This is a genomic window from Microbacterium sp. HA-8 (assembly GCF_046111165.1).
GTDB lineage: Bacteria > Actinomycetota > Actinomycetes > Actinomycetales > Microbacteriaceae > Microbacterium.
Map to the genome: position 1 here is coordinate 1561952 of NZ_CP162025.1, position 20683 is coordinate 1582634.

General features: G+C 70.7%; 23 protein-coding genes. 18 read left to right on the forward strand and 5 right to left on the reverse strand.

Annotated features, from left to right (window positions below; translation table 11 throughout):
* Positions 1–24: 24 nt before the first annotated feature.
* Both AB2L57_RS07425 and lexA read right to left on the reverse strand, forming a co-directional pair.
* Entirely contained in the window at positions 25–1953 is a 1929-nt protein-coding gene (locus tag AB2L57_RS07425) for a prolyl oligopeptidase family serine peptidase (RefSeq protein WP_409048426.1), read from the reverse strand.
* A 50-nt stretch (positions 1954–2003) separates the two neighbouring features.
* Positions 2004–2720, reverse strand: a complete 717-nt coding sequence (lexA, locus tag AB2L57_RS07430; protein WP_409048427.1) for a transcriptional repressor LexA — start codon at positions 2718–2720, stop codon at positions 2004–2006.
* Positions 2721–3036: 316 nt separating this feature from the next.
* On the opposite strand from lexA, the gene AB2L57_RS07435 reads away from it, so the two are divergent.
* The 7 genes from AB2L57_RS07435 (at position 3037) to AB2L57_RS07465 (ending at position 8876) form a co-directional block, all read left to right on the forward strand.
* Positions 3037–3381, forward strand: coding sequence for a LysM peptidoglycan-binding domain-containing protein (locus AB2L57_RS07435; RefSeq protein WP_292809810.1), 345 nt, complete (start codon positions 3037–3039; stop codon positions 3379–3381).
* Positions 3382–3441: 60 nt separating this feature from the next.
* A complete protein-coding gene (locus AB2L57_RS07440) occupies positions 3442–4527 on the forward strand; it encodes a histidinol-phosphate transaminase (protein WP_292809808.1) in 1086 nt (361 codons plus the stop codon).
* Complete coding sequence (gene hisB / locus AB2L57_RS07445; protein ID WP_292809806.1) at positions 4524–5126, forward strand: imidazoleglycerol-phosphate dehydratase HisB; 603 nt, start codon at positions 4524–4526, stop codon at positions 5124–5126. Before AB2L57_RS07440 ends, hisB begins: the two co-directional genes overlap by 4 nt.
* 11 nt (positions 5127–5137) lie before the next feature.
* Entirely contained in the window at positions 5138–5809 is a 672-nt protein-coding gene (gene hisH / locus AB2L57_RS07450; protein WP_292809873.1) for an imidazole glycerol phosphate synthase subunit HisH, read from the forward strand.
* 88 nt (positions 5810–5897) lie between these two features.
* Complete coding sequence (gene priA / locus AB2L57_RS07455; RefSeq protein ID WP_292809804.1) at positions 5898–6644, forward strand: bifunctional 1-(5-phosphoribosyl)-5-((5-phosphoribosylamino)methylideneamino)imidazole-4-carboxamide isomerase/phosphoribosylanthranilate isomerase PriA; 747 nt, start codon at positions 5898–5900, stop codon at positions 6642–6644.
* A complete protein-coding gene (locus AB2L57_RS07460; RefSeq protein WP_292809802.1) occupies positions 6628–7428 on the forward strand; it encodes an SseB family protein in 801 nt (266 codons plus the stop codon). The genes priA and AB2L57_RS07460 overlap by 17 nt, the downstream gene beginning before the upstream one ends.
* A gap of 47 nt (positions 7429–7475) precedes the next feature.
* The gene (locus AB2L57_RS07465) at positions 7476–8876 is read left to right on the forward strand and encodes a pyridoxal phosphate-dependent decarboxylase family protein (RefSeq protein ID WP_409048428.1); all 1401 of its coding nucleotides are present in this window, start codon (positions 7476–7478) and stop codon (positions 8874–8876) included.
* A 46-nt stretch (positions 8877–8922) separates the two neighbouring features.
* Here the strand turns inward: AB2L57_RS07465 and AB2L57_RS07470 are convergent, their stop codons facing one another.
* The gene (locus AB2L57_RS07470; protein WP_409048429.1) at positions 8923–9351 is read right to left on the reverse strand and encodes a DUF1844 domain-containing protein; all 429 of its coding nucleotides are present in this window, start codon (positions 9349–9351) and stop codon (positions 8923–8925) included.
* Between the two features lie 292 nt (positions 9352–9643).
* Between AB2L57_RS07470 and infC the strand changes: the two genes are divergently transcribed.
* The 4 genes from infC to AB2L57_RS07490 all read left to right on the forward strand — a co-directional run bounded on the left by infC (position 9644) and on the right by AB2L57_RS07490 (position 11246).
* A complete protein-coding gene (gene infC, locus AB2L57_RS07475; protein WP_292809869.1) occupies positions 9644–10264 on the forward strand; it encodes a translation initiation factor IF-3 in 621 nt (206 codons plus the stop codon).
* Between the two features lie 73 nt (positions 10265–10337).
* The gene (rpmI, locus tag AB2L57_RS07480) at positions 10338–10532 is read left to right on the forward strand and encodes a 50S ribosomal protein L35 (protein WP_292809798.1); all 195 of its coding nucleotides are present in this window, start codon (positions 10338–10340) and stop codon (positions 10530–10532) included.
* A 31-nt stretch (positions 10533–10563) separates the two neighbouring features.
* Positions 10564–10950 (forward strand): 50S ribosomal protein L20, encoded by a 387-nt coding sequence (gene rplT / locus AB2L57_RS07485; RefSeq protein ID WP_292809796.1) that lies wholly within the window; start codon positions 10564–10566, stop codon positions 10948–10950.
* A gap of 98 nt (positions 10951–11048) precedes the next feature.
* Positions 11049–11246 carry a hypothetical protein gene (locus AB2L57_RS07490; protein ID WP_292809794.1) on the forward strand — a complete coding sequence of 66 codons (198 nt, stop codon included), beginning with the start codon at positions 11049–11051 and terminating at the stop codon, positions 11244–11246.
* 16 nt (positions 11247–11262) lie between these two features.
* On the opposite strand, the gene AB2L57_RS07495 is transcribed toward AB2L57_RS07490, so the two are convergent.
* Both AB2L57_RS07495 and AB2L57_RS07500 read right to left on the reverse strand, forming a co-directional pair.
* Positions 11263–11631 carry an SHOCT domain-containing protein gene (locus AB2L57_RS07495; RefSeq protein ID WP_292809792.1) on the reverse strand — a complete coding sequence of 123 codons (369 nt, stop codon included), beginning with the start codon at positions 11629–11631 and terminating at the stop codon, positions 11263–11265.
* Positions 11632–11646: 15 nt separating this feature from the next.
* Positions 11647–12081 (reverse strand): DUF6325 family protein, encoded by a 435-nt coding sequence (locus AB2L57_RS07500; RefSeq protein WP_292809790.1) that lies wholly within the window; start codon positions 12079–12081, stop codon positions 11647–11649.
* Positions 12082–12192: 111 nt separating this feature from the next.
* Here AB2L57_RS07500 and AB2L57_RS07505 point away from each other — a divergent pair, with 111 nt between their 5' ends.
* From AB2L57_RS07505 to pheT, 7 genes are all read left to right on the forward strand, one after another.
* Positions 12193–13002, forward strand: a complete 810-nt coding sequence (locus AB2L57_RS07505) for an RNA methyltransferase (protein ID WP_292809788.1) — start codon at positions 12193–12195, stop codon at positions 13000–13002.
* Between the two features lie 86 nt (positions 13003–13088).
* Entirely contained in the window at positions 13089–13880 is a 792-nt protein-coding gene (locus AB2L57_RS07510; protein ID WP_409048430.1) for an amino acid ABC transporter ATP-binding protein, read from the forward strand.
* 81 nt (positions 13881–13961) lie between these two features.
* Entirely contained in the window at positions 13962–14831 is an 870-nt protein-coding gene (locus AB2L57_RS07515) for a glutamate ABC transporter substrate-binding protein (RefSeq protein ID WP_292812892.1), read from the forward strand.
* A gap of 78 nt (positions 14832–14909) precedes the next feature.
* Complete coding sequence (locus AB2L57_RS07520; protein ID WP_292812894.1) at positions 14910–15557, forward strand: amino acid ABC transporter permease; 648 nt, start codon at positions 14910–14912, stop codon at positions 15555–15557.
* Positions 15554–16486 (forward strand): amino acid ABC transporter permease, encoded by a 933-nt coding sequence (locus AB2L57_RS07525; protein ID WP_409048431.1) that lies wholly within the window; start codon positions 15554–15556, stop codon positions 16484–16486. The genes AB2L57_RS07520 and AB2L57_RS07525 overlap by 4 nt, the downstream gene beginning before the upstream one ends.
* 50 nt (positions 16487–16536) lie before the next feature.
* The gene (gene pheS / locus AB2L57_RS07530) at positions 16537–17577 is read left to right on the forward strand and encodes a phenylalanine--tRNA ligase subunit alpha (RefSeq protein WP_292812898.1); all 1041 of its coding nucleotides are present in this window, start codon (positions 16537–16539) and stop codon (positions 17575–17577) included.
* Entirely contained in the window at positions 17577–20069 is a 2493-nt protein-coding gene (gene pheT, locus AB2L57_RS07535) for a phenylalanine--tRNA ligase subunit beta (RefSeq protein ID WP_292812900.1), read from the forward strand. Before pheS ends, pheT begins: the two co-directional genes overlap by 1 nt.
* Positions 20070–20683 lie beyond the last annotated feature (614 nt).

Sequence of the window (20683 nt, forward strand, 5' to 3'; positions counted from 1 at the left end):
CGTCGAGCCCGTCGAAGCGCCGGGTCAGCGCTCGAGCGGAAGCGTCGGAACGCCGGGCGTTTCGAAGTCGAAGACCTGTCCGAGGAAGCTGAGCTCGCTCTCGAGCGCGTGCACGATCGTCGCCGCCTGGCGGAAGCCGTGAGCCTCGTCCGGATATATCACAAGGGCGTGCGGGATGCCGCCGGCGGCCAGCGCATCGCGGAGCGCTTCGGCCTGCGCCGGTGGCACGACGCGGTCTTCCGCGCCCTGTAGCAGGAGGACCGGCGCGCTCAGGCCGTCCATGTGCGACAGCGGCGAGCGCTCGATGTAGATCTGCTCGGCCTCCGGCAGCGGCCCGACGAGGCCGTCCAGGTACCGCGCCTCGAAGTCGTGCGTGTCCGCGGCGAGGGCGCGGAGATCGCCCACGCCGTATCGGCTGATCCCGGCCGCGAACGCGTCGGAACCGGTGAGTGCTGCCAGCACCGTCCACCCGCCTGCCGACCCGCCCTTGATGGCCGTCCGCGCCCGATCGGCGAGGCCGGCGTCGGCCAGTCCCGAGGCCGCGGCCACGACATCCTGCACGTCGACGATGCCCCACTGCCCCTTCAGACGCTCCCGGTAGGCGCGGCCGTACCCGGTGGATCCGCCGTAGTTCACGTCGAGAACGCCGATGCCGCGACTGGTGAGATAGGCGACCGCGGGGCTCACTTCGCCCGCCACATGCGCAGTCGGGCCGCCGTGCACGGTGACGACGTACGGAGCCCGCTCGCCCTCGGGCGCGTGCGTCCCCGGGTTGGTGGGCGGGTAGTCGAACGCATGCACAGGACCGGACGGACCCGTGAAGGTCATCGCGCGGGCCCGCGGGTACCACGCTTCGTCACGCGGGAGTGCGCCCCCGCGGACAGCGCGGGTTGCGCCCGGGTCGTCGACATCCACGAGCCAGAGCCCCATCGGGGCGCTCGCACCCGCGCCCGTCACGAGCGCGCGGGCACCCCGCACGTCGCGTACGAGGATCTGCGCCGAGATCGGCACGTCCAGCACGCGCTCGCCCGTGCCGTCGGCCGCACGGATCGTGAGGGTGTCGCGTCCGTGGGTGCGCACCGCCAGGATGCGCCCGTCCGCGAGGGGGGCGTACCAGCGGGCGCCGAGGTTCCAGAGCGGCCCGCCGGTGTCGGCGTCACCCGAGGTGAGCTGCTGCTCGTCGCCCGGCTCGTCGCCGTCGGCGCGCCGCCGCTCGAGCTGCCAGCGCCCGCTCGCGTCGGAGGCGTAGAGCAGCGCGCCGCCGGACCACTCGGGCTGAAGCGCCGACACGCCGGGCCCACCGGCGATCGTCCTCGGTGCGTGCGTCGTCGTGGCGCCGAGGGGGACGATCTGCAGATCCGTGCGGTCCCACGGCATGTCGGGATGATCCCAGGCGACGTACGCGAGCAGCCGGCCATCCGGGCTCGGCGCGGGCGCCGCGTAGAAGCCGCGTCCGGCGGCGAGCACGTGGATGCCGGAGCCGTCGAGGGCGATGGAGACGATGTCGCGCAGCGGGGCGGCCGCGCCGTCGTCGTGGGTCTCACGCACGGCGAGCAGGCGATCTCCGCTGCAGACGAGATCGCCGAAGCGCGCTCCCGTGTCGGCGGGGGTGAGCGGCTCGGGCTCGGTGCCCGGCGCCATGCGCCAGACGCGCTGGTCGGAATGCTCCACGAACACGAGCGATCCCTCGTCGGTCACCGCCCAGGCGCCGCCCCCGTATTCGTGCACCCGGGAACGCACGCTCCAGGGCGCCGGAAGCAGGACCTCGGGCGCTGTGTCGCCGCCGCCGATGCCCACGCTGAGGATCGCGGTGCGGCCGCGTTCACCGGGCAGCGACTCGCTCCACCAGATGTCCTCGCCCACGAAGCGGGCACCGTCGATGCGCGGTGACGAGGCCGCCACCTCCGCAGCCTCGATCGGCGACGGCCAGGATCCGTAGGGCAGGGTCGGCATGGTCTCAGGCTACGCGGGGAGTGTTCGGCACAGTCGCCGTCGACCGGGACTCAGACAGCTCGAAGGACCGCCACGACTTTGCCGAGCACGGTGGCATGGTCGCCGAGGATCGGCTCGAAGGCGGAGTTGCGCGGCAGGAGCCAGGTGTGGCCGTCGCGGCGGCGGAAGGTCTTGACCGTCGCCTCGCTGTCGAGCATGGCGGCGACGATGTCGCCGTTCTCGGCGGTGCTCTGCGAGCGGATGACGACCCAGTCGCCGTCGCAGATGGCGGCGTCGAGCATGGAGTCACCCGACACCCGCAGCATGAACAGTTCGCCCTTGCCGACAAGCTGCCGAGGGAGCGGGAAGATCTCCTCGACCTGCTGATCGGCCGTGATCGGCACGCCGGCGGCGATCCGCCCCACGAGCGGCACGAGGGCGGCATCGCCCATCGGCGGAGCCGCGTCGGCGGGATTCTCGGCGGCGACGCCGGGCAGGTCGATCAGGACCTCGATGGCACGGGTCTTGCCGGAATCGCGCCGCAGATAGCCGGAGAGTTCGAGCTGGTTGAGCTGGTGGGTGACGCTGGAGAGCGAGCGCAGCCCGACGGCATCGCCGATCTCCCGCATGCTGGGCGGGTATCCGTGCGCCTGGACGGCGCGCTGGATGACCTCGAGGATCGCCATCTGCTTGTCGCTGAGGCTCTTGCGCCGGCGTGTGCGCGGCTTCGCCTCGGGGGCCGGCGCGGCTTCCGCTCCGCCGTCGGTGACCTCGTTCTCGAGTGCCATCGGACTCTCCTCCCGCCGTTGTCGGCTTCGAATGTCGGTGGCCCCTACTGGACTGTGTCCGCGCTCGTCGGAGCCGTTTGCAGGCTATCCGATCCGCGGGAGTCTTCGGCACATTTTTTCGAGCGTGTCGGGTGCATCGCGGTGACGAAGTTCGAAGAACAGCTTGACCTGAGGCGATATCGAAGATAACTTCGGAACGCACGTACGCATCCGGACCTCCCGGCCGAGGTCCGGATGCGGACGTCGGGACGGAGTCTTCGAATCCTCGTCCCCGCGCTCCCGGCACCACACACGGCACACGCCCCAGGAGGACACCATGACCGCCGCAACGATCACGACACCGAACACGCGCCTTCGTCTGACGACACGGGGCCGGCGCGTCCTCGCCGCCGTCGTCGCGATTCCGCTCGCGGCCGTGCTCTCGTTCGGTGTCATCAGCGGCGGCTCCGCTCTCGCCTCACGCGACGCGGGCGCCGAGGAGACGGCCTTCACCGCCGTCACCGTCCTGCCCGGCGATTCTCTCTGGTCGCTCGCTCAGCGCGTGGCACCCGGCGCCGACCCGCGCGACGTCGTCGACGCGATCTCGCGGCTCAACGCGCTCGACACCTCGACCCTGCGCGCTGGCCAGGTGCTCTCCCTCCCCGCGGAGTACGCATCCTGACCCGTCACGTACGCCTCCTGACTCGTCGGGGCGCGGCGGGTGCGCTCTACGATTGATCGGGTGACTGCATCCCTCGATGACCTTCCGCTCCGCGACGACCTGCGCGGGCAGCGGCCCTACGGAGCTCCTCAGGCTGCCGTTCCCATCGCGTTGAACGTCAACGAGAACACGCATCCGGTTCCGCAGGAGGTCGCCGACGACATCCTCGACGGCATCGCTGTCGCCCTGCGCGAGGTGAACCGGTACCCCGACCGCGAGTTCGTGACACTGCGCGAGGCTTTCGCGGACTACCTGGGTCACGGCCTCACCCGTGACCAGATGTGGGCTGCGAACGGCTCGAACGAGGTGCTGCAGCACATCCTGCAGGCTTTCGGAGGTCCGGGCCGCCGCGTGTTCGGCTTCGGCCCGACCTACTCGATGTACCCCTTGCTCACGGCGGGCACGGGCGCCCAGTGGGTCGCCGGGGAGCGCGCGCACGACTTCACGCTCGATCCGCAGGCCGCCGCCGAGCAGGTGGCCGATGCCGATCCCGACGTGGTGCTGCTGTGCTCGCCCAACAATCCGACGGGCACCCCCCTGCCGCTGCCCGTGATCGAGGCCGTCTACGAGGCGGCTCGCGGCGTGGTGGTCGTCGATGAGGCCTACTGGGAGTTCGCCCCGCACGACCAGCGTTCCGCACTGACGCTGCTGCACGACCGGCCGCGGCTCGCCGTGTCGCGCACGATGAGCAAGGCCTTCGCCTTCGCGGGTGCGCGCGTCGGCTATCTCGCCGCGGATCCCGCGTTCGTCGACGCCCTGCGACTCGTGCGTCTGCCCTACCACCTGAGCGCCCTCACGCAGGCGGCGGCGCTCGGTGCGCTGAGACACGCCGACACGATGCTCGGCATGGTCGATGACATCGTCGCGCAGCGCGACCGGATGGGGGCGACCCTCTCGGCGCTGGGCTTCGAGCCCTACGAGTCCTGGACCAACTTCATCCTCTTCGGCGCTGTCGCCGACCCGCACGCCACGTGGCAGGCTCTGTTCGAGCGGGGGGTGCTCATCCGCGACGTCGGCCTGCCCGGCACGCTCCGCGTGACGGCCGGTACCGAGGACGAGACGACCGAGTTCCTCGATCAGCTCGCGTCGCTAGGATCGCAGTCATGAGCGCCCGCACGGCCAGCCGCACCCGTCGCACGAGCGAGTCGACGGTGGAACTCGACCTCGACCTCGACGGCACCGGCGTCAGCCGCATCGACACGACGGTTCCCTTCTTCGACCACCTGCTCACGGCGTTCGCCAAGCATTCGCTGACGGACCTGACGATCCGGGCGTCCGGTGACACCGAGATCGATGTGCACCACACGGTGGAGGACACCGCGATCGTGCTCGGACAGGCGATCCGCGAGGCTCTCGGCGACAAGGCGGGCATCTCCCGATACGGTGACGCCCTGGTCCCGCTCGACGAGGCCCTCGCGCAGGCGGTCGTTGACATCTCGGGCCGTCCGTACCTCGTGCACGCAGGTGAGCCCGCGGGGTACGAGTTCCACCTCATCGGCGGTCACTTCACCGGCTCGCTCGTGCGCCACGTCTTCGAGGCGATCTCCTTCCACGCCGGTCTGACGGTCCACGTCAACCTCCTCGCCGGCCGCGATCCGCACCACATCGCGGAGGCCGAGTTCAAGGCCTTCGCGCGCGCGTTCCGCCAGGCCAAGGCGATCGATCCGCTGGTGCACGGCATCCCGAGCACGAAGGGTGCGCTGTGACGTCCCCCGACATGCCGGGAGACATCGTGCCCGACGGGCCGCGCCCGCTCGTGGCGGTGCTCGACTACGGATCCGGCAACGTGCACTCCGCGGTCAAGGCGCTGCAGTCCGCGGGGGCCGACGCCCGGCTCACCGACGATCGCGCGCTCGTGCTAGAGGCCGATGGGCTCGTCGTGCCGGGTGTGGGCGCGTTCGCGGCCGTCATGGGCGCACTGCGGGCCTCCGGTGGCGACCGGCTGATCGAACGTCGCCTCGCCGGCGGCCGGCCGGTGCTGGGCATCTGCGTGGGCATGCAGGTGCTCTTCGAACACGGCGTCGAGCGCGGCGTCGACACGGAGGGCATGGGGGAGTGGCCCGGCGCCGTGACCGAACTCGACGCACCCGTGCTGCCGCACATGGGGTGGAACACGGTCCGCCCCGACCCCGGTTCGCGCCTGTTCGCCGGCCTCGAAGCGGAGCGGTTCTACTTCGTGCACTCCTACGGCGTGCAGCAGTGGCTCCTCGACGTGCAGCCGCCCTTCCCGAAGCCGCACCTGACATGGACCGACTACGGCGGGCGGTTCCTCGCCGCCGTCGAGAACGGCCCGCTGTCGGCGACCCAGTTCCATCCCGAGAAGTCCGGCGCGGCGGGCATCCGTCTGCTCGCGAATTGGATCGACGGCCTGAGCCTGGCTAGGATCTAGGCTTCGTGCCCACTCGCCCGCAGGGCGGGGTCGGCCCGGCACCCGCCCCGTGCCCATCCGGGGTCATCCGCCACTCGCACGAGGATCCATGAACGATTTCGCCGCAACGCCCCAGCTCGTCCTGCTCCCCGCCGTCGACGTCTCCGCAGGCAAGGCGGTGCGACTGACGCAGGGTGCGGCCGGCACCGAGACCTTCCACGGCGATCCCGTCGATGCGGCGGTCGACTTCGCCCGCCAGGGTGCTCAGTGGATCCATCTCGTCGATCTCGATGCGGCCTTCGGGCGCGGCAACAACGCCGCGGTCCTGCGCAAGGCGATCAAGCAGGTCAAGGGTGTCCAGGTCGAGCTCTCCGGCGGCATCCGTGACGACGCCTCGCTCGAAGCGGCACTCGAGAGCGGCGCCGCGCGCATCAACCTGGGCACGGCGGCGCTCGAGAATCCCGAGTGGGCAGCCGACGTCATCGCCCGCTACGGCGAGGCGATCGCGGTGGGGCTCGACGTGCGCGGCACGACCCTCGCCGCCCGCGGCTGGACCGAGGAGGGCGGCGACCTGTGGACGGTGCTCGAGCGTCTCGAGGCCGCCGGATGCAGCCGCTACGTCGTCACCGACGTGACGAAGGACGGCACCCTGCGCGGACCGAACCTCGATCTCCTGCGCCAGGTCACCTCGCGCACACCCAAGCCCGTCGTGGCCTCCGGCGGTGTGTCGAACCTCGACGACATCGCGGCCCTGCGCGAACTCGTCCCGCTCGGCGTCGAGGGCGCGATCGTCGGCCGCGCGCTCTACGCCGGTGCGTTCACGCTGGCCGAGGCGCTGGATGTCGCGGCCGGCTGACCGCGACGACTGCACGCCCGCCGGCGACTCGGCGGGTGTGCCCTGGCAGGGGCGCGCGTTCCAGCCCAACACCCACGCGGGCGACGACGGAACAGCCCCGTCGGCGTTCCTCGGAGCGATCGCCGCGTTCCGCGCCGGTGAGACCGGGCCCGAGGGCGTCATCGAGGCGCTGCGCGACGAACGACTGCTGATCCCCCTCGTCGCTGAGCGCGGCGACGAGGGCCTCTCGCCCCACGGTCACGTCGTCGACAAGACGCAGGAGCTCTCCATCGTCACGGTGGCAGCCCCCGACGGCCGCACCGTGCTCCCGGCGTTCAGCAGCGTCACGGCGATGACGGCGTGGGACGCCACCGCCCGCCCCATCCCCACACCGGTCCTGCGCGTGGCTCAGGCAGCGGTGAGCGAGGGCACCGACCTGATCGTGGTCGACCCCGGCTCCGAGACCGAGTTCGTCATCCGCCGCCCCGCCGTGTGGGCGCTCGCCCAGGGCGAGGCGTGGATGCCGCCGCACACCTCCGTGCCGGTGCGCACCGCGTTCCTGGAGTCGATCGCCTCCGAGCTGGCCGCCCTCGACGTCGAATTGGCCGCCGGCGATCCCGACGCGCGCATGCGCGGCCCCGAGACGGTCGTGCGGCTGCGGCTCCTGCAGGGCCTCGAGCGCCACGAGCTGGATGCGGTGCTGGGCCGACTCGCCCAGCGCTGGGCGGCGGATGACCGCATCGCCACGCTCGTGGACTCCCTGAGCGTCGTGCTCGTATCAGGATCCGCCCCGCCCGCCTCCTGATCCACGGCGCGCGCGCCTGCCCAGACGCGGCCGCCCCGGAGGGGATCATGACGCACACATTCGATCCTTCGATCGATGCCGACTACGCCGCCGCGCTCGCGACGGCCTCCGATCGTGCCCTCGCCTGGCTGCATGGCCGTGCCGATCACGCGATTCCGGCCCGAGCGACCGTCGCAGAGGTGGCCGCCGCGCTGGGGGGCGATCTGCCGTCGCGGGGTGCCGGTCCGGATGAGGTGGTCCAGATGCTCGCCGACGCGGTGGAGCCGGGGCTCATGGCCTCGCAGTCGCCGCGCTTCTTCGGCTGGGTGATGGGCGGCACGCTGCCGGCGGCCCTCGGGGCCGACTGGCTCGTCTCCGCGTGGGACCAGAACGCCGGGATGCGCGATGTCACGACGGGTGTCGTCGCCGCCGAGGAAGCCGCGGGCCGGTGGATCCTCGATCTGCTCGACCTGCCGTGCGGCAGCGACGTGGGATTCACGACGGGGGCGACCACGGCGAACCTCACGGGTCTGGCCGCAGCGCGGCACCGGGTGCTCGCGGATGCGGGGTGGGATGTCGGAGTCCACGGTCTCACGGGCGCCCCGGTGATCCGCGTCTTCGCCGGGGCGGAGCGGCACGGATCGGTAGATCTGGCGCTGCGCATGCTCGGTCTCGGGCTCCCGATGCCGATCGCCGTCGATGACCAGGGCCGGCTCGAGGCCCGTGCCCTCGAGCGGGCGCTGGGGGAGGGTGCGGGACCGGCGATCGTCGTGCTGCAGGCGGGGAACATCCACTCGGGCGCCTTCGACCCCTTCGACACCGCCGTCCCGATCGCGCGGCGCGCGGGGGCATGGGTGCACGTGGACGGTGCCTTCGGTCTGTGGGCCGCCGCCGGCAGCAGCGTGCGCGCGCTCATGCGCGGCGTGAGAGGTGCGCAGTCCTGGGCCACCGACGCGCACAAGACCCTGAACGTGCCCTACGACTGCGGCATCTCGATCGTCTCCGACACCGTGGCCGTTCGCGCCGCGATGGGCACGCACGCGAGCTATCTGCTGGAGACGGCGTCCGACACCGCCACGGACCCGCACCAGGTGGTGCCGGAGCTCTCCCGGCGCGCGCGTGGCGTTCCCGTGTGGGCGGCGCTGCGCGCGCTCGGTTCGGAGGGAGTGGCAGACCTCGTGGACGGACTCGTCCGCCGGGCGCGCGGCCTCGCCGAGCGCTTGGGCGCTGTGCCGGGGGTGCACGTGGTCAACGACGTCGTCTTCACGCAGGTCTGCATCGCCCTCGATGACGACGCGGGCACGCGGGCGCTCGGGGAGCGACTGCGGTCGGAGGGAGTCGCCTTCGCCTCCTCCTCGGTGTGGCGGGGGCGCGACGTCCTGCGGTTCTCGGTCAGCAACTGGGCCACGGATCGAACGGCCGTGACCGAGACCGTCTCGGCGGTCGCGCGGGCGCTGCCGCCGACGTGACAGTGCGAAGGAGCCGCGCTCGGGCGGCCGGTGATTCACCGCACGATCAGGTGACCGGTCCGGTCCACTTCTCGCCCGGGCCCTTGCCGATCGGGTCGGGGATCGTCGACGCTTCGCGGAAGGCCAGCTGCACCGAACGCAGGCCGTCGCGCAGGGAGCGAGCGTGCATGTCGCTCACGTCGGGAGCCGCCGCGGTGATCAGGCCCGCGAGGGCGTTGATCAGCTTGCGCGCCTCGTCGAGGTCACGCTGGCTCTCGGGGTCATCGGCCAATCCGACCTTGACGGCCGCGGCGCTGAGCAGGTGGACCGCCGTCGTGGTGATGACCTCGACCGCCGCGACATCGGCGATGTCGCGCGTGGCCGACGATGCGGCGCGCTCCTGCTCCTCCCACCGGGCCTGACGTGCGGCGTCGGGGCCTGTCGGGGCCCCGGTCGCGGGGGTGCTGCGGTCATGGTCGCCGGGAATCGTGGTCACGCGTCACTCTCTGCTAAGCTATGGCGGGCTCCGGGGCATTCTGTCCCGGTTCGAAAGAGGATTCGCATCCCACCCGCGTCGGCCGCTCACCAGGCTACCGGGTCCACGTGCTCCGCCGGACCGTCTCGCAAGAGAGGCCCGGTTGCCAGGGCACGAAGCCGGCGGGCTCTGTGATGTACCGCGCGCCGGGTGGAATGCGGCGTCCCCTTTCACCCGGATCCGACCCTCGTATCCGGGTGGCCTCGCCGCTCGGCTCCGCCCTGCGGCTCCCACAGATCACAAGGAGTTCCGCATCAGCGATCCCCGCACCAATGACCGCATCCGCGTCCCCGAGGTCCGACTCGTCGGCCCCGCAGGAGAGCAGATCGGTGTCGTCCGCATCGAGGTTGCGATGCGCCTGGCGCAAGAAGCCGACCTCGACCTGGTCGAGGTGGCTCCGAACTCGAAGCCGCCCGTGGTCAAGATCATGGACTACGGCAAGTTCAAGTACGAAGCAGCGCAGAAGGCCAAGGAAGCACGCCGCAACCAGGCCAACACCATCCTCAAAGAGGTCCGGTTCCGTCTGAAGATCGACGACCACGACTACGAGACCAAGCGCAAGCGAGCCGAGGGCTTCCTCAAGACCGGCGACAAGGTCAAGGCGATGATCCTCTTCCGCGGTCGCGAGCAGTCGCGTCCCGACCAGGGCGTGCGCCTGCTGCGCAAGTTCGCCGAGGACGTCGCCGAGTTCGGCACGGTCGAGTCGAGCCCCACGATCGATGGACGCAACATGGTCATGGTCATCGCCCCGCACAAGAACAAGTCCGAGGTGAAGACCGAGCAGAACGCCAAGCGCGACGCGAGCAAGCAGGCCGCGCGCGAGGCTCGCGGTCCCAAGCCCGAGTCCGAGACGGCCGAATCGGTCGTCGAGTAGGACTCCATACGACTCCCGCCTCAGCGGGTGCACACCCACGACGCCCTTCGGGGCCTCAGCAAAGGAAAACGAGATGCCGAAGCAGAAGACCCACTCGGGTGCCAAGAAGCGCTTCAAGATCACCGGCAGCGGAAAGCTCAAGAAGCAGCAGGCCGGTATGCGCCACAACCTCGAGGGCAAGGCGAGTCGTCGCACGCGTCGCCTGAACCAGGACCAGGTCCTGTCGAAGGCCGACACCAAGGTCGCCAAGAAGCTTCTCGGTCGCTGAGCGCGCCGAATCAGGATAGGAAACAAGACACATGGCTAGAGTCAAGCGGGCAGTCAACGCCCACAAGAAGCGTCGCGTCATCCTCGAGCGCGCCTCCGGTTACCGCGGGCAGCGCTCGCGCCTGTACCGCAAGGCGAAGGAGCAGGTCACCCACTCGCTCGTCTACGCGTACCGCGACCGTCGCAAGCGCAAGGGCGACTTCCGTCGCCTCTGGATCCAGCGCATCAACGCCGCATCGCGTCAGAACGGTCTGACGTACAACCGCTTCATCCAGGGCCTCGGCCTCGCGGGTGTGCAGGTCGACCGTCGCATGCTGGCCGAGCTCGCGGTCAACGAGCCCGCCGTCTTCGCGTCGCTCGTGGCGACGGCCAAGGCCGCGCTGCCCGCCGACACCTCGGCTCCGAAGGCTTCGGCGTAAGCACACGAGCAACATCGTGCAGAAAGACCCCCGTTCTCCGTCCGGAGAACGGGGGTCTTTTCTGCCCCGTGGCCGCCTCGCGGGCCTACCCTTGACGCATGGGATCACTGATCGTGCTGGCCGTGGTGGCGGCCGCGGGCTGGGCCGCGGCCTTCGTCGGTCGTGCGGTGCTTCGCCGCCGTCCGCGCCAGCGCGACGACATGAAGCGCGTCGGTGACGACGCGGCCCTCGACCCGCGGGCGGCCGCGCTTCGCGCACAGGGCAAGGCCGCCTGGATGAGGATGTCGGGGTTCTGACCCGGCGGGCTCCCGATCAGGCGAGCAGCCGGGCCTTCGCCGCGCTGAACTCGTCGTCGGTGAGCACCCCGGCCTCTCTCAGCGCGGCGAGCTTCTGCAGTTCCGCCACGATGTCGACACCGGCGGTGGCGGGGCCTGCGGCGGCGGGTGCGGTGGGAGCCGCAGGGGCGGCCGGGGCGGGCTGCGCCTGAGCGACTGCGCGAGCGGCGGCAGCATCCATCGCCGCCTGCTGCTGGGCGGCCTGGTACTGCTGCTGTTCGTACTGTGCCTGCGCCTTGCGGTCGCGGTTGCCGGCCATCGCGCCGCCGACGGCGTTCGCCGTGCCGGCGACGACCGCGGTTCGTGCGGCCAGTCCGATGAGTCCGGGTCGTCCGGATCGTCGCATGGTGTTCTCCTTCGCTCAGTCGGCGTCGACGTCGTCGTCGGCATCCATGATGGCGTTCACGACGGGCGCGGGTATGCGCTCGGCGCTCAGGACGACGGCTCCCGAGTCGGCGAGCGCGCCCGCGAGCTGCCGGGCGTAGACGAGCTCGAACGCGACGAGCGCGGCCGACGTTCCGGGCTCGAGCAACTCGGCGAGCTCCTCGATGTCCTCGTCGCCGGCGATCCCCGTCTCGGCGAGCTCGATGTCCCCGAACCCGAAGCCGTCATCGTCGTCCTCGATCTCGATGACCTCGACCGATCCGTCCTCCTCCCGCGAGAGGATGACGAGGTCGAGCAGCCGGATCAGTCCCGACCCGACAAGGCTCTGCAGCGCGTCGACGACGCCCGGCTCGGGACGGTCGCCGTCGAAGCCCACCAGGTACAGCTCCACCGGTCCATAACGAAACGACATGACGTGCCTCTCGATCAAGGTTCGGCGGGATCCGCCGAGCGAAGCATAGCGAGCCGCGATGGCCGTGTGGGGTGCGCCGGTCGCACGAGCCCGGTTGCCTAGACTGGGCGTGTGCTGGAGAATCCGCGCTCGCCGCGCGTGCGCGCCGTCGCCAAACTGAGCAAGCGCAGTGCCCGCGACGAGACGGGGCTGTTCCTGCTCGAGGGGCCGCAGGCGGTGCGCGAGGCGCTGACCTGGCGCCCCGAGGCGATCGTCGATCTGTACGCGACGCCGACGGCTCTCGAGAAGCACGGCGACGTGCGCGATCTCGCCGCCGACGCCTCGTGCGCCATCGAGTTCACGACGGAGCCGGTGATCGAGGCCATGGCCGACACCGTGACGCCGCAGGGTGTCGTCGCCGTCGCGCGGCAGTTCCCCGTCTCGGTGCGCGATGTGTTCGCCGCGGGGCCGCGGCTGGTCGCGATCTGCGAGGAGGTGCGTGATCCCGGAAACCTCGGCACGATCATCCGCGCCGCCGACGCGGCGGGCGCCGACGCCGTGGTGCTCACCGGGCGCACGGTCGATCCCTACAACCCCAAGGTCGTGCGGGCCACCACCGGGTCGCTCTTCCATCTGCCGATCGCGCTCGGGGGCGACCTCGACCTGGTGATCTCCCGGGCGCGAGAGAGCGGCCTCCGTGTCGTGGCCGCCGATGTCAAGGGCGCCGATCTGCTCGAGGCGAGAGCGGACGGGATGCTGTCGTCGCCGACCGCGTGGCTGTTCGGCAACGAGGCCCGCGGCCTCACCGACGAGTCCCTCGCCCTCGTGGACGCCTCGCTGCGCCTGCCCATCTACGGGCGCGCGGAGTCGCTGAACCTCGCGACTGCGGCGAGTGTCTGCCTGTACGAGAGCGCATTCGCCCAGCGGTCCGCGGCGAGCTGAGGCAGCATCCGCGCTCCTGTTACGGTCCGGTAAAGGTCGTGTCAACCTACTGACCCTGGACGTGGGCTGTGCATAGTCTGAACGTCATGGTCAGCCAGAGCGATGTGCAGCCGAAGACATCGAACATCTCCGCACGTCGAGGCGAGCCCCTGGTCGTGATTGAGCACGTTGACAAGCACTTCGGTGATCTGCACGTCCTCCGCGACATCAACACGGTCGTCGACCGCGGCGAGGTCGTCGTCGTCATCGGGCCCTCCGGCAGCGGCAAATCGACGCTGTGCCGGGCGATCAACCGGCTCGAGACGATCGACTCCGGCATCATCACGATCGACGGGGCGAAGCTGCCCGAAGAGGGATCGGGCTTGGCCAAGCTGCGCGCGGACGTGGGGATGGTCTTCCAGTCGTTCAACCTCTTCGCGCACAAGACCGTGCTGGAGAACGTCACGCTCGGACCGATCAAGGTGCGCGGGATGAAGAAGAAGGCGGCCGACGAGAAGGCGATGGCCCTCCTGGATCGCGTGGGCGTAGCCAATCAGGCGAAGAAGATGCCCAATCAGCTCTCGGGCGGTCAGCAGCAGCGCGTCGCGATCGCCCGATCGCTCGCGATGGATCCGAAGGTGATTCTCATGGACGAGCCGACGAGCGCGCTCGATCCCGAGATGATCAACGAGGTGCTCGATGTCATGGTCGGCCTCGCGGCCGACGGCATGACGATGATCGTCGTGACGCACGAGATGGGCTTTGCCCGCAAGGCGGCCGACCGGGTGCTGTTCATGGCCGATGGCGCGATCGTCGAGGAGGCCACTCCCGAGCAGTTCTTCACCCACCCCAAGAGCGAGCGCGCGAAGGACTTCCTCTCCAAGATCCTCGATCACTGAGAAGACTTGGCCGCCGCAGCGGCCGGGACCCTACGAGATGGCCGCCACCCCGCGGCCCCCACAGCAAAGGACAGGTAGGACATGAAGCGATCAAGACTCTCCCTGATCGGCCTCGCGGCCGCGGGAGCACTGGTACTGACGGCGTGCGCGGGCGGCGCCGAGACGGGCGGCGAGACCTCGGTCGAGCCCGAAGAGGCGCCCTCGTTCGAGGCCGGCACGACGATGGCCGAGCTCTCCGAGGCCGGCACCATCACCATCGGCACGAAGTTCGACCAGCCGCTGTTCGGTCTGATGGGCCCCTCCGGTGTGCCCGAGGGCTTCGATGTCGAGATCGGCAAGATCATCGCCGCCGAACTCGGCATCGCCGAAGAGGACATCGAGTGGACCGAGACGGTCTCGGCCAACCGCGAGCCCTTCATCGAGAACGGCCAGGTCGACATCGTCATCGCGACATACACGATCAACGACACCCGCAAGGAGGTCGTCTCGTTCGCCGGTCCGTACTACATGGCCGGCCAGTCGATCCTGACCCTCGCCGACAACGAGGACATCGAGAGCGAAGAGGACCTCGTCGGCCAGCCGGTCTGCTCCGTCACGGGCTCGACTCCCGCGGCGAACCTCGAAGAGCTCGGCGCCGAGGTGCTGCTCACCGACACCTACTCGAACTGCCTCGAGCCCCTGCGCAGCGGCGCCGTCGTCGCCGTCTCGACCGACAACGTGATCCTCGCGGGCCTCGCGGCGCAGAACGAGGGCGAGTTCAAGGTCGTCGGCGAGCCCTTCACCGACGAGCCCTACGGCATCGGCCTGGCGCTGGATGACACCGAGTTCCGGATGTGGATCAACGACGTGCTCGAGGCCTCGTACGAGGACGGCCGGTACGAGGACGCGTGGAACGCGACCGCGGGCACCATCCTCCCGTTCGTCGACCCGCCGGCACCCGACCGCTACTGAGTGACCCGGGATGCTTCGGGCCGGCCGTGACGCCGACCCGAGGCATCCCGGTCCCGTGTTTCGAAGGAAGGAGGGGCAGTGGAACAGCTGATCTCGCTCGCCCCCGAGTTCTGGGAGGGCTTCAGGGTCACCCTGCTGCTGCTCGCCGTCTCGGGAGTGCTCGCGCTCGTTCTCGGCACCGTCATCGCGGCGATGCGCATCTCGCCCGTGGCCTCGCTGCGGGTCTTCGCGTCGGTGTGGACCGAGGTGGCGCGCAACACACCGCTGACACTGGTCTTCTTCTTCTTCGCCTTCATCGTCCCGTTCCTCGGGCTTCGTCTTCCCTACGTCGCGCTCGCGATCTTCGCGCTCACCTACTACACCTCGCCCTTCGTGGCCGAGGCCCTGCGCTCGGGCATCAACGGCGTCCCCGTCGGTCAGGCCGAAGCGGCGCGCAGCATCGGGCTCGGCTTCGGACAGAGCGTCTCCCTCGTCGTGCTGCCCCAGGCGTTCCGCATGACCATCCCGCCGCTGATCAACGTCTTCATCGCGCTGACCAAGAACACCTCGGTTGCGGGCGGCTTCTTCGTCGCGGAGCTCTTCGCCTCCACGCGTGAGCTCACCAACGCCAACGGCAACATCGTGATCCCGATCCTGCTCGTCACGGCCGCGCTCTACCTCGTCGTCACCGTTCCGCTCGGCCTGTTCGCCGGCGCCCTCGAACGAAAGCTGGTGGTTCGGCGATGAGCGGCTCGAGCGTCCTCTTCGATGCCCCCGGTCCCCGCGCCCGCCGCATCTCGCTGATCGTCTCGCTGATCGGGCTCGTCCTGATCCTCGGTCTCGTCGCCTGGGTCGTGGTGATCCTCGCGGCGCCCCGGACGTCGGGCGGCATCATCGTGCCCGGCATGTTCTCGCCGACCCGCTGGGACATCTTCACCGACCCGCAGGTGTGGAGCTTCATCGGGCAGGGCGTGCTCGGCACCCTGCGGGCGGCGGCGGTCGCCGCCGTCGGGGCGATCGTGCTCGGCATCGCCCTCTCGCTCATGCGCAGTTCGTCGATCGCGTGGGTGCGTGTGCCCACCGCCGTCTTCATCGAGTTCTTCCGCGGCATGCCCGTGCTGCTGATGATGCTCTTCATCCTGCTCGTCGCATCGACCCAGGCGTTCTGGGCGGTCGTGATCGCCCTCATCCTCTACAACGGCACGCTCATCGGCGAGGCGCTGCGGGCGGGCCTCGCGGCCCTGCCGCGCGGTCAGCGCGAGGCGGCTTTGTCGGTGGGCATGCGCGAATTCCAGTCCAAGATCCTCGTGGAGTTTCCTCAGGCGTTCCGGCAGATGCTGCCGATCATCGTCGCCCAGCTCGTGGTGCTGCTCAAGGACACCTCGCTCGGCTACATCGTCGGCTACAACGAGCTGATCCGCACGACGATGAACAACCTCGCCTCCTTCTACGGCAACCGTTACCTCTTCTCGCTCTTCGTCGTGACGCTGGTGATCTACCTCGCGATCAACCTCTCGCTCTCGTGGTTCGCGCGCTGGCTCTCGCGACGCACGGCGAGCGGCGGCACGCGCGGCAAGAAGGGCAAGGGCGGCGACATCGATCCCGACCAGGCGATCCTCATGGCGCAGGCCTCCGGCATGGCGCGCACGTCCGAACGCACGGGCGGTTCGATCTGACGATTCCGGGAGCGGGGCCCAGTCATCCGCCCCCGGTAGACTCGCCTCTCGTGTCTGACACTCCCGAGATCACGCCCCAGGCGGTTCAGGATGCCGTGGATGCCGCCCTCGCGGCCATCGCGGCAGCCTCCGATACCGCCGAACTCAAGGCCGCACGCGCCGCCCACCAGGGTGAGGCATCCGCGCTCGCCGCGCTGAACGCCCGCATGCGCGACGTGCCCAAGGAGCACAAGGCCGAGTTCGGAAAACTCGTCGGTCAGGCGCGCGGCGCCGTGACCCAGGCGCTCGCCGCCCGCGAGGCAGAGCTCGCCGAGGCCGAGACGGCCGCGCGGCTCGAGGCCGAGCGCATCGACATCACGGCACTGGCCTCGCGCACGCGCGTCGGGGCGCGGCATCCACTCACCCTGCTGCAGGACCAGGTCAGCGACATCTTCGTCGGCATGGGGTGGGAGATCGCCGAGGGCCCGGAACTCGAGCACGAGTGGTTCAACTTCGACGCGCTCAACTTCGACGAGGATCACCCCGCGCGTCAGATGCAGGACACGTTCTTCGTCGACCCCGTCGCGCGCCACCTCGTGATGCGCACGCACACGAGCCCCGTGCAGGTGCGGTCGATGCTCGAGCGCGACCTGCCGATCTATGTGCTGTGCCCCGGCCGCGTGTACCGCACCGACGAGTTCGACGCGACCCACCTGCCGGTGTTCACGCAGTTCGAGGGCCTCGTCATCGACAAGGGCATCACGATGGCGCATCTCAAGGGCACGCTCGATCACGCCGCACGCGTGCTGTTCGGCCCCGAGGCGAAGACGCGCTTCCGCGCCAACTACTTCCCGTTCACCGAGCCCTCGGCCGAGCTCGACCTCTGGCACCCGACGTTCAAGGGCGGCGCGCGCTGGATCGAGTGGGGCGGCTGCGGCATGGTCAACCCCAACGTGCTGCGCGCCGCCGGCATCGACCCCGAGGTGTATTCGGGCTTCGCGTTCGGCATGGGGATCGAGCGCACGCTGATGTTCCGCAGCGACGTGCAGGACATGCGCGACATGGCCGAGGGTGATATCCGCTTCAGCGAGCAGTTCGGGATGGTGGTCTGATGCGCGTTCCGCTGTCGTGGCTGCGTGAGTACGTCGAGGTGCCGGCGGATGCTGCGCCCGAAGACGTGCTGGCCTCTCTCGTCTCCGTCGGGTTCGAGGAGGAGGACGTGCACCGTTTCGACCTCTCGGGACCGATCGTGGTGGGCCGCGTGCTCTCGTTCGTCGAGGAGCCGCAGTCCAACGGCAAGACGATCCGCTGGTGCCAGGTCGACGTCGGCGAGGGTGAGCCCCGCGGGATCGTCTGCGGCGCCGGCAACTTCTTCGAGGGCGACAAGGTCGTGGTGACGCTGCCGGGCTCCGTCTTGCCCGGCCCCTTCCCGATCGCCGCGCGCAAGACCTACGGCCACGTCTCCGACGGCATGATCGCCTCGGCGAAGGAGCTCGGCCTCGGCCAGGAGCACTCCGGCATCCTGCGCCTGAGCGAACTGGGCCTGGACCCCGAGGTCGGCACCGACGCGATCGCCCTGCTCGGCCTCGACGACGTCGCGGTCGAGATCAACGTCACGCCCGACCGCGGTTACGCCCTGTCGATCCGGGGCGTCGCGCGCGAGTATTCGCACGCGACCGGCGCGGCCTTCACCGACCCGGGACTGCGCGACGTCGACGATGCCGGCACGGGCTTCGCCCTCGTGATCGATGATCGCGCCCCGATCCGGGGCCGCGTGGGGGCGACCGAGTTCATCGCGCGCGTCGTGCGCGGGGTGGATGCCGGGGCCCCGACTCCGCCCTGGATGATCGCACGTCTCGCCCTCGCCGGCATCCGCTCGCTCGGCGTGCTGATCGACATCACCAACTACGTCATGCTCGAGCTCGGCAACCCCATCCACGGCTACGACCTCGACAGGCTCTCGGGCGGAATCACGGTACGGCGGGCCGAGCCGGGGGAGAAGCTCGCGACCCTCGATGGCCAGATGCGCACGCTCCACGTCGAGGACCTGCTCATCACGGACGATTCGGGCCCCATCGGCCTCGCCGGTGTGATGGGCGGGGGCACGACCGAGATGGGCGACGCGACGACGAACGTGCTCGTCGAAGCCGCGATCTTCGACACCGTCTCGATCGCGCGCACCGCGCGCCGGCACAAGCTGCCCTCCGAAGCCTCTCGGCGCTTCGAACGCGGCGTCGACCCGCTCGTCGCGGCCGTCGCGGCCCAGCGCGTCGTCGATCTCATGGTGCAGTACGCGGGCGGAACGGCGGACGAGCTCGGCGGCGCACTGCACGGCGAACACGAGAGCGCCGGCGTCGACCTGCCCGCCGGATTCGTGCAGGGGCTCATCGGCGTGGACTACACCGCCGTCGAGGTCGAGGACGCCCTGCGGATGATCGGCTGCGAGGTGCACGAGGGTGCGTCCGGGTGGGCGGTGATCCCGCCGTCATGGCGGCCCGACCTCACCGACAAATGGACGCTCGCCGAGGAGGTCGCCCGCATCAGCGGATACGACCGCATCCCCTCCGTGCTGCCGACGCCGCCCTCGGGTCGCGGGCTGACGCTCGCGCAGCAGGGCCGCCGACGCGTCGCCAACGCGCTCGCCGCGGCGGGTTTCGTGGAGACCCCCTCGTTCCCGTTCACGACCGCGGACGCGAACGATCTGCACGGTTCGGCATCGGGCGAGGGCGTCGCGAGCGTGAAGCTCGCGAACCCGCTCGATGGCCAGGCGCCCTTCCTGCGGCGCTCCCTCGTGCCGGGGCTCCTCGCGACGGCGCACCGCAACCTCTCCCGCGGCCTCACCGACCTCGCGCTGTTCGAGGTCGGATCGGTCTTCGCGCCCGAGCCCGGTGTCGCCTACGGCACCGACAGTGTGCCGCCGCTCGCCGTGCGGCCCGATGCCGCGACCCTCGCCGCGCTCGACGCCTCGATCCCGCCGCAGCCGCGCCTGGTCTCGGTCCTGCTGACCGGAAACGTCGCGCCCAAGCAGCCGGCCCGGGCCGCAGAGCCGGCGGGCCTGTCCGAGGCGCTCGATGCGGTGCGCGTCGTCGCGGCCGCTGCGGGTGTGTCGATCGACGTCGCGCAGGGCCGGCGTGCCGCGCTGCATCCCGGACGCACGGGCGCGCTGTCCGTGTCCGGTGTCGAGGTCGGCTATGTCGGTGAACTGCTGCCGGCCGTGGCTGCAGCATCCGATCTTCCCGGTCGTGTCGTGGTCGCCGAACTCGATCTCGACCTGCTGCTCTCGCTCGCGGGCGAGAAGGTCGTCGCGGCCTCGTTGTCGACCTACCCTGCCGCGACGCAGGACGTCTCGCTCGTCGTCGGGGCCGATGTGCCCGCCGCGGCGGTGCGCGATGCCCTCGCCCAGGGCGCGGGCGAGCTGCTGGAGTCGCTGCGCCTGGTCGACGACTACCGGGGGCAGGGCGTGCCGGAGGGGTCGAAGAGCCTGACGTTCGCGCTGCGCTTCCGCGCGCCCGACCGCACGCTGACGGCCGGCGAGGCCTCGGAGGCGCGCCTGGCGGGAGTCGCCGTCGCGGCCGAGCGCTTCGGCGCGACTCTGCGCGAGTAGGCACTCGCGGCGCCGCCGGCGCCGACCTCGGTCCCCGCCGGTGGCCCGTCGGGTGAAGCAACATTCCGGATCAACGGGCGGAGCGGCGGCCGCCGTCCCCGAAACGACGGACCCGTCCGGGGTTAGGGGCCCAATCTCTCCGGAATGTTGACCGCCTCCCGTCCGCCGCCGCGCCCTGCGCCCGCCGACGCCCGACGCCGCCGCGCCCTGCGCCCGCCGACGCCCGCCGCCGCGCCCTGCGCCCGCCGACGCCCGCCGACGCCCGCGCCCGCCGACGCCCGCCGACGCCCGCGCCCGCGTCCGCTCGCCGACTTCCCCGCGCCCGCGTCCGCCCGCCGACGTCCGCGTCCGCCCGCCGACGTCCGCGTCCGCCCGACGCCGCCGAGCGCCGAGCCTACATTTTTGCAGCGAGCCACCAGACGTCGCGTGGTGGGTCGCTGCAAAAATGTGGGCTCGCGACGCGCGGGCTCCCGCGCGCGCGGATTTGCGGATGCCGGAAGCCGATCGATAGGGTCGGCGCATGCCTTCGGCCACTACCGCCCTCGAGACGCCTTCCGCGCGCCTCACCGGTGCGCGCCGACGTCTGGACGGCCGCCGACTCTAGGCGACCCCGC

Excerpts from the sequence above, each read along its gene's own strand:
- AB2L57_RS07425 (WP_409048426.1), bottom strand. The coding sequence starts at position 1,953 with ATGCCGACCCTGCCCTACGGATCCTGGCCGTCGCCGATCGAGGCTGCG.
- lexA (WP_409048427.1), bottom strand. The coding sequence starts at position 2,720 with ATGGCACTCGAGAACGAGGTCACCGACGGCGGAGCGGAAGCCGCGCCG.
- AB2L57_RS07435 (WP_292809810.1), top strand. The coding sequence starts at position 3,037 with ATGACCGCCGCAACGATCACGACACCGAACACGCGCCTTCGTCTGACG.
- hisB (WP_292809806.1), top strand. The coding sequence starts at position 4,524 with ATGAGCGCCCGCACGGCCAGCCGCACCCGTCGCACGAGCGAGTCGACG.
- hisH (WP_292809873.1), top strand. The coding sequence starts at position 5,138 with ATGCCGGGAGACATCGTGCCCGACGGGCCGCGCCCGCTCGTGGCGGTG.
- priA (WP_292809804.1), top strand. The coding sequence starts at position 5,898 with ATGAACGATTTCGCCGCAACGCCCCAGCTCGTCCTGCTCCCCGCCGTC.
- AB2L57_RS07460 (WP_292809802.1), top strand. The coding sequence starts at position 6,628 with ATGTCGCGGCCGGCTGACCGCGACGACTGCACGCCCGCCGGCGACTCG.
- AB2L57_RS07465 (WP_409048428.1), top strand. The coding sequence starts at position 7,476 with ATGACGCACACATTCGATCCTTCGATCGATGCCGACTACGCCGCCGCG.
- rpmI (WP_292809798.1), top strand. The coding sequence starts at position 10,338 with ATGCCGAAGCAGAAGACCCACTCGGGTGCCAAGAAGCGCTTCAAGATC.
- rplT (WP_292809796.1), top strand. The coding sequence starts at position 10,564 with ATGGCTAGAGTCAAGCGGGCAGTCAACGCCCACAAGAAGCGTCGCGTC.
- AB2L57_RS07490 (WP_292809794.1), top strand. The coding sequence starts at position 11,049 with ATGGGATCACTGATCGTGCTGGCCGTGGTGGCGGCCGCGGGCTGGGCC.
- AB2L57_RS07495 (WP_292809792.1), bottom strand. The coding sequence starts at position 11,631 with ATGCGACGATCCGGACGACCCGGACTCATCGGACTGGCCGCACGAACC.
- AB2L57_RS07500 (WP_292809790.1), bottom strand. The coding sequence starts at position 12,081 with ATGTCGTTTCGTTATGGACCGGTGGAGCTGTACCTGGTGGGCTTCGAC.
- AB2L57_RS07510 (WP_409048430.1), top strand. The coding sequence starts at position 13,089 with ATGGTCAGCCAGAGCGATGTGCAGCCGAAGACATCGAACATCTCCGCA.
- AB2L57_RS07515 (WP_292812892.1), top strand. The coding sequence starts at position 13,962 with ATGAAGCGATCAAGACTCTCCCTGATCGGCCTCGCGGCCGCGGGAGCA.
- AB2L57_RS07525 (WP_409048431.1), top strand. The coding sequence starts at position 15,554 with ATGAGCGGCTCGAGCGTCCTCTTCGATGCCCCCGGTCCCCGCGCCCGC.
- pheT (WP_292812900.1), top strand. The coding sequence starts at position 17,577 with ATGCGCGTTCCGCTGTCGTGGCTGCGTGAGTACGTCGAGGTGCCGGCG.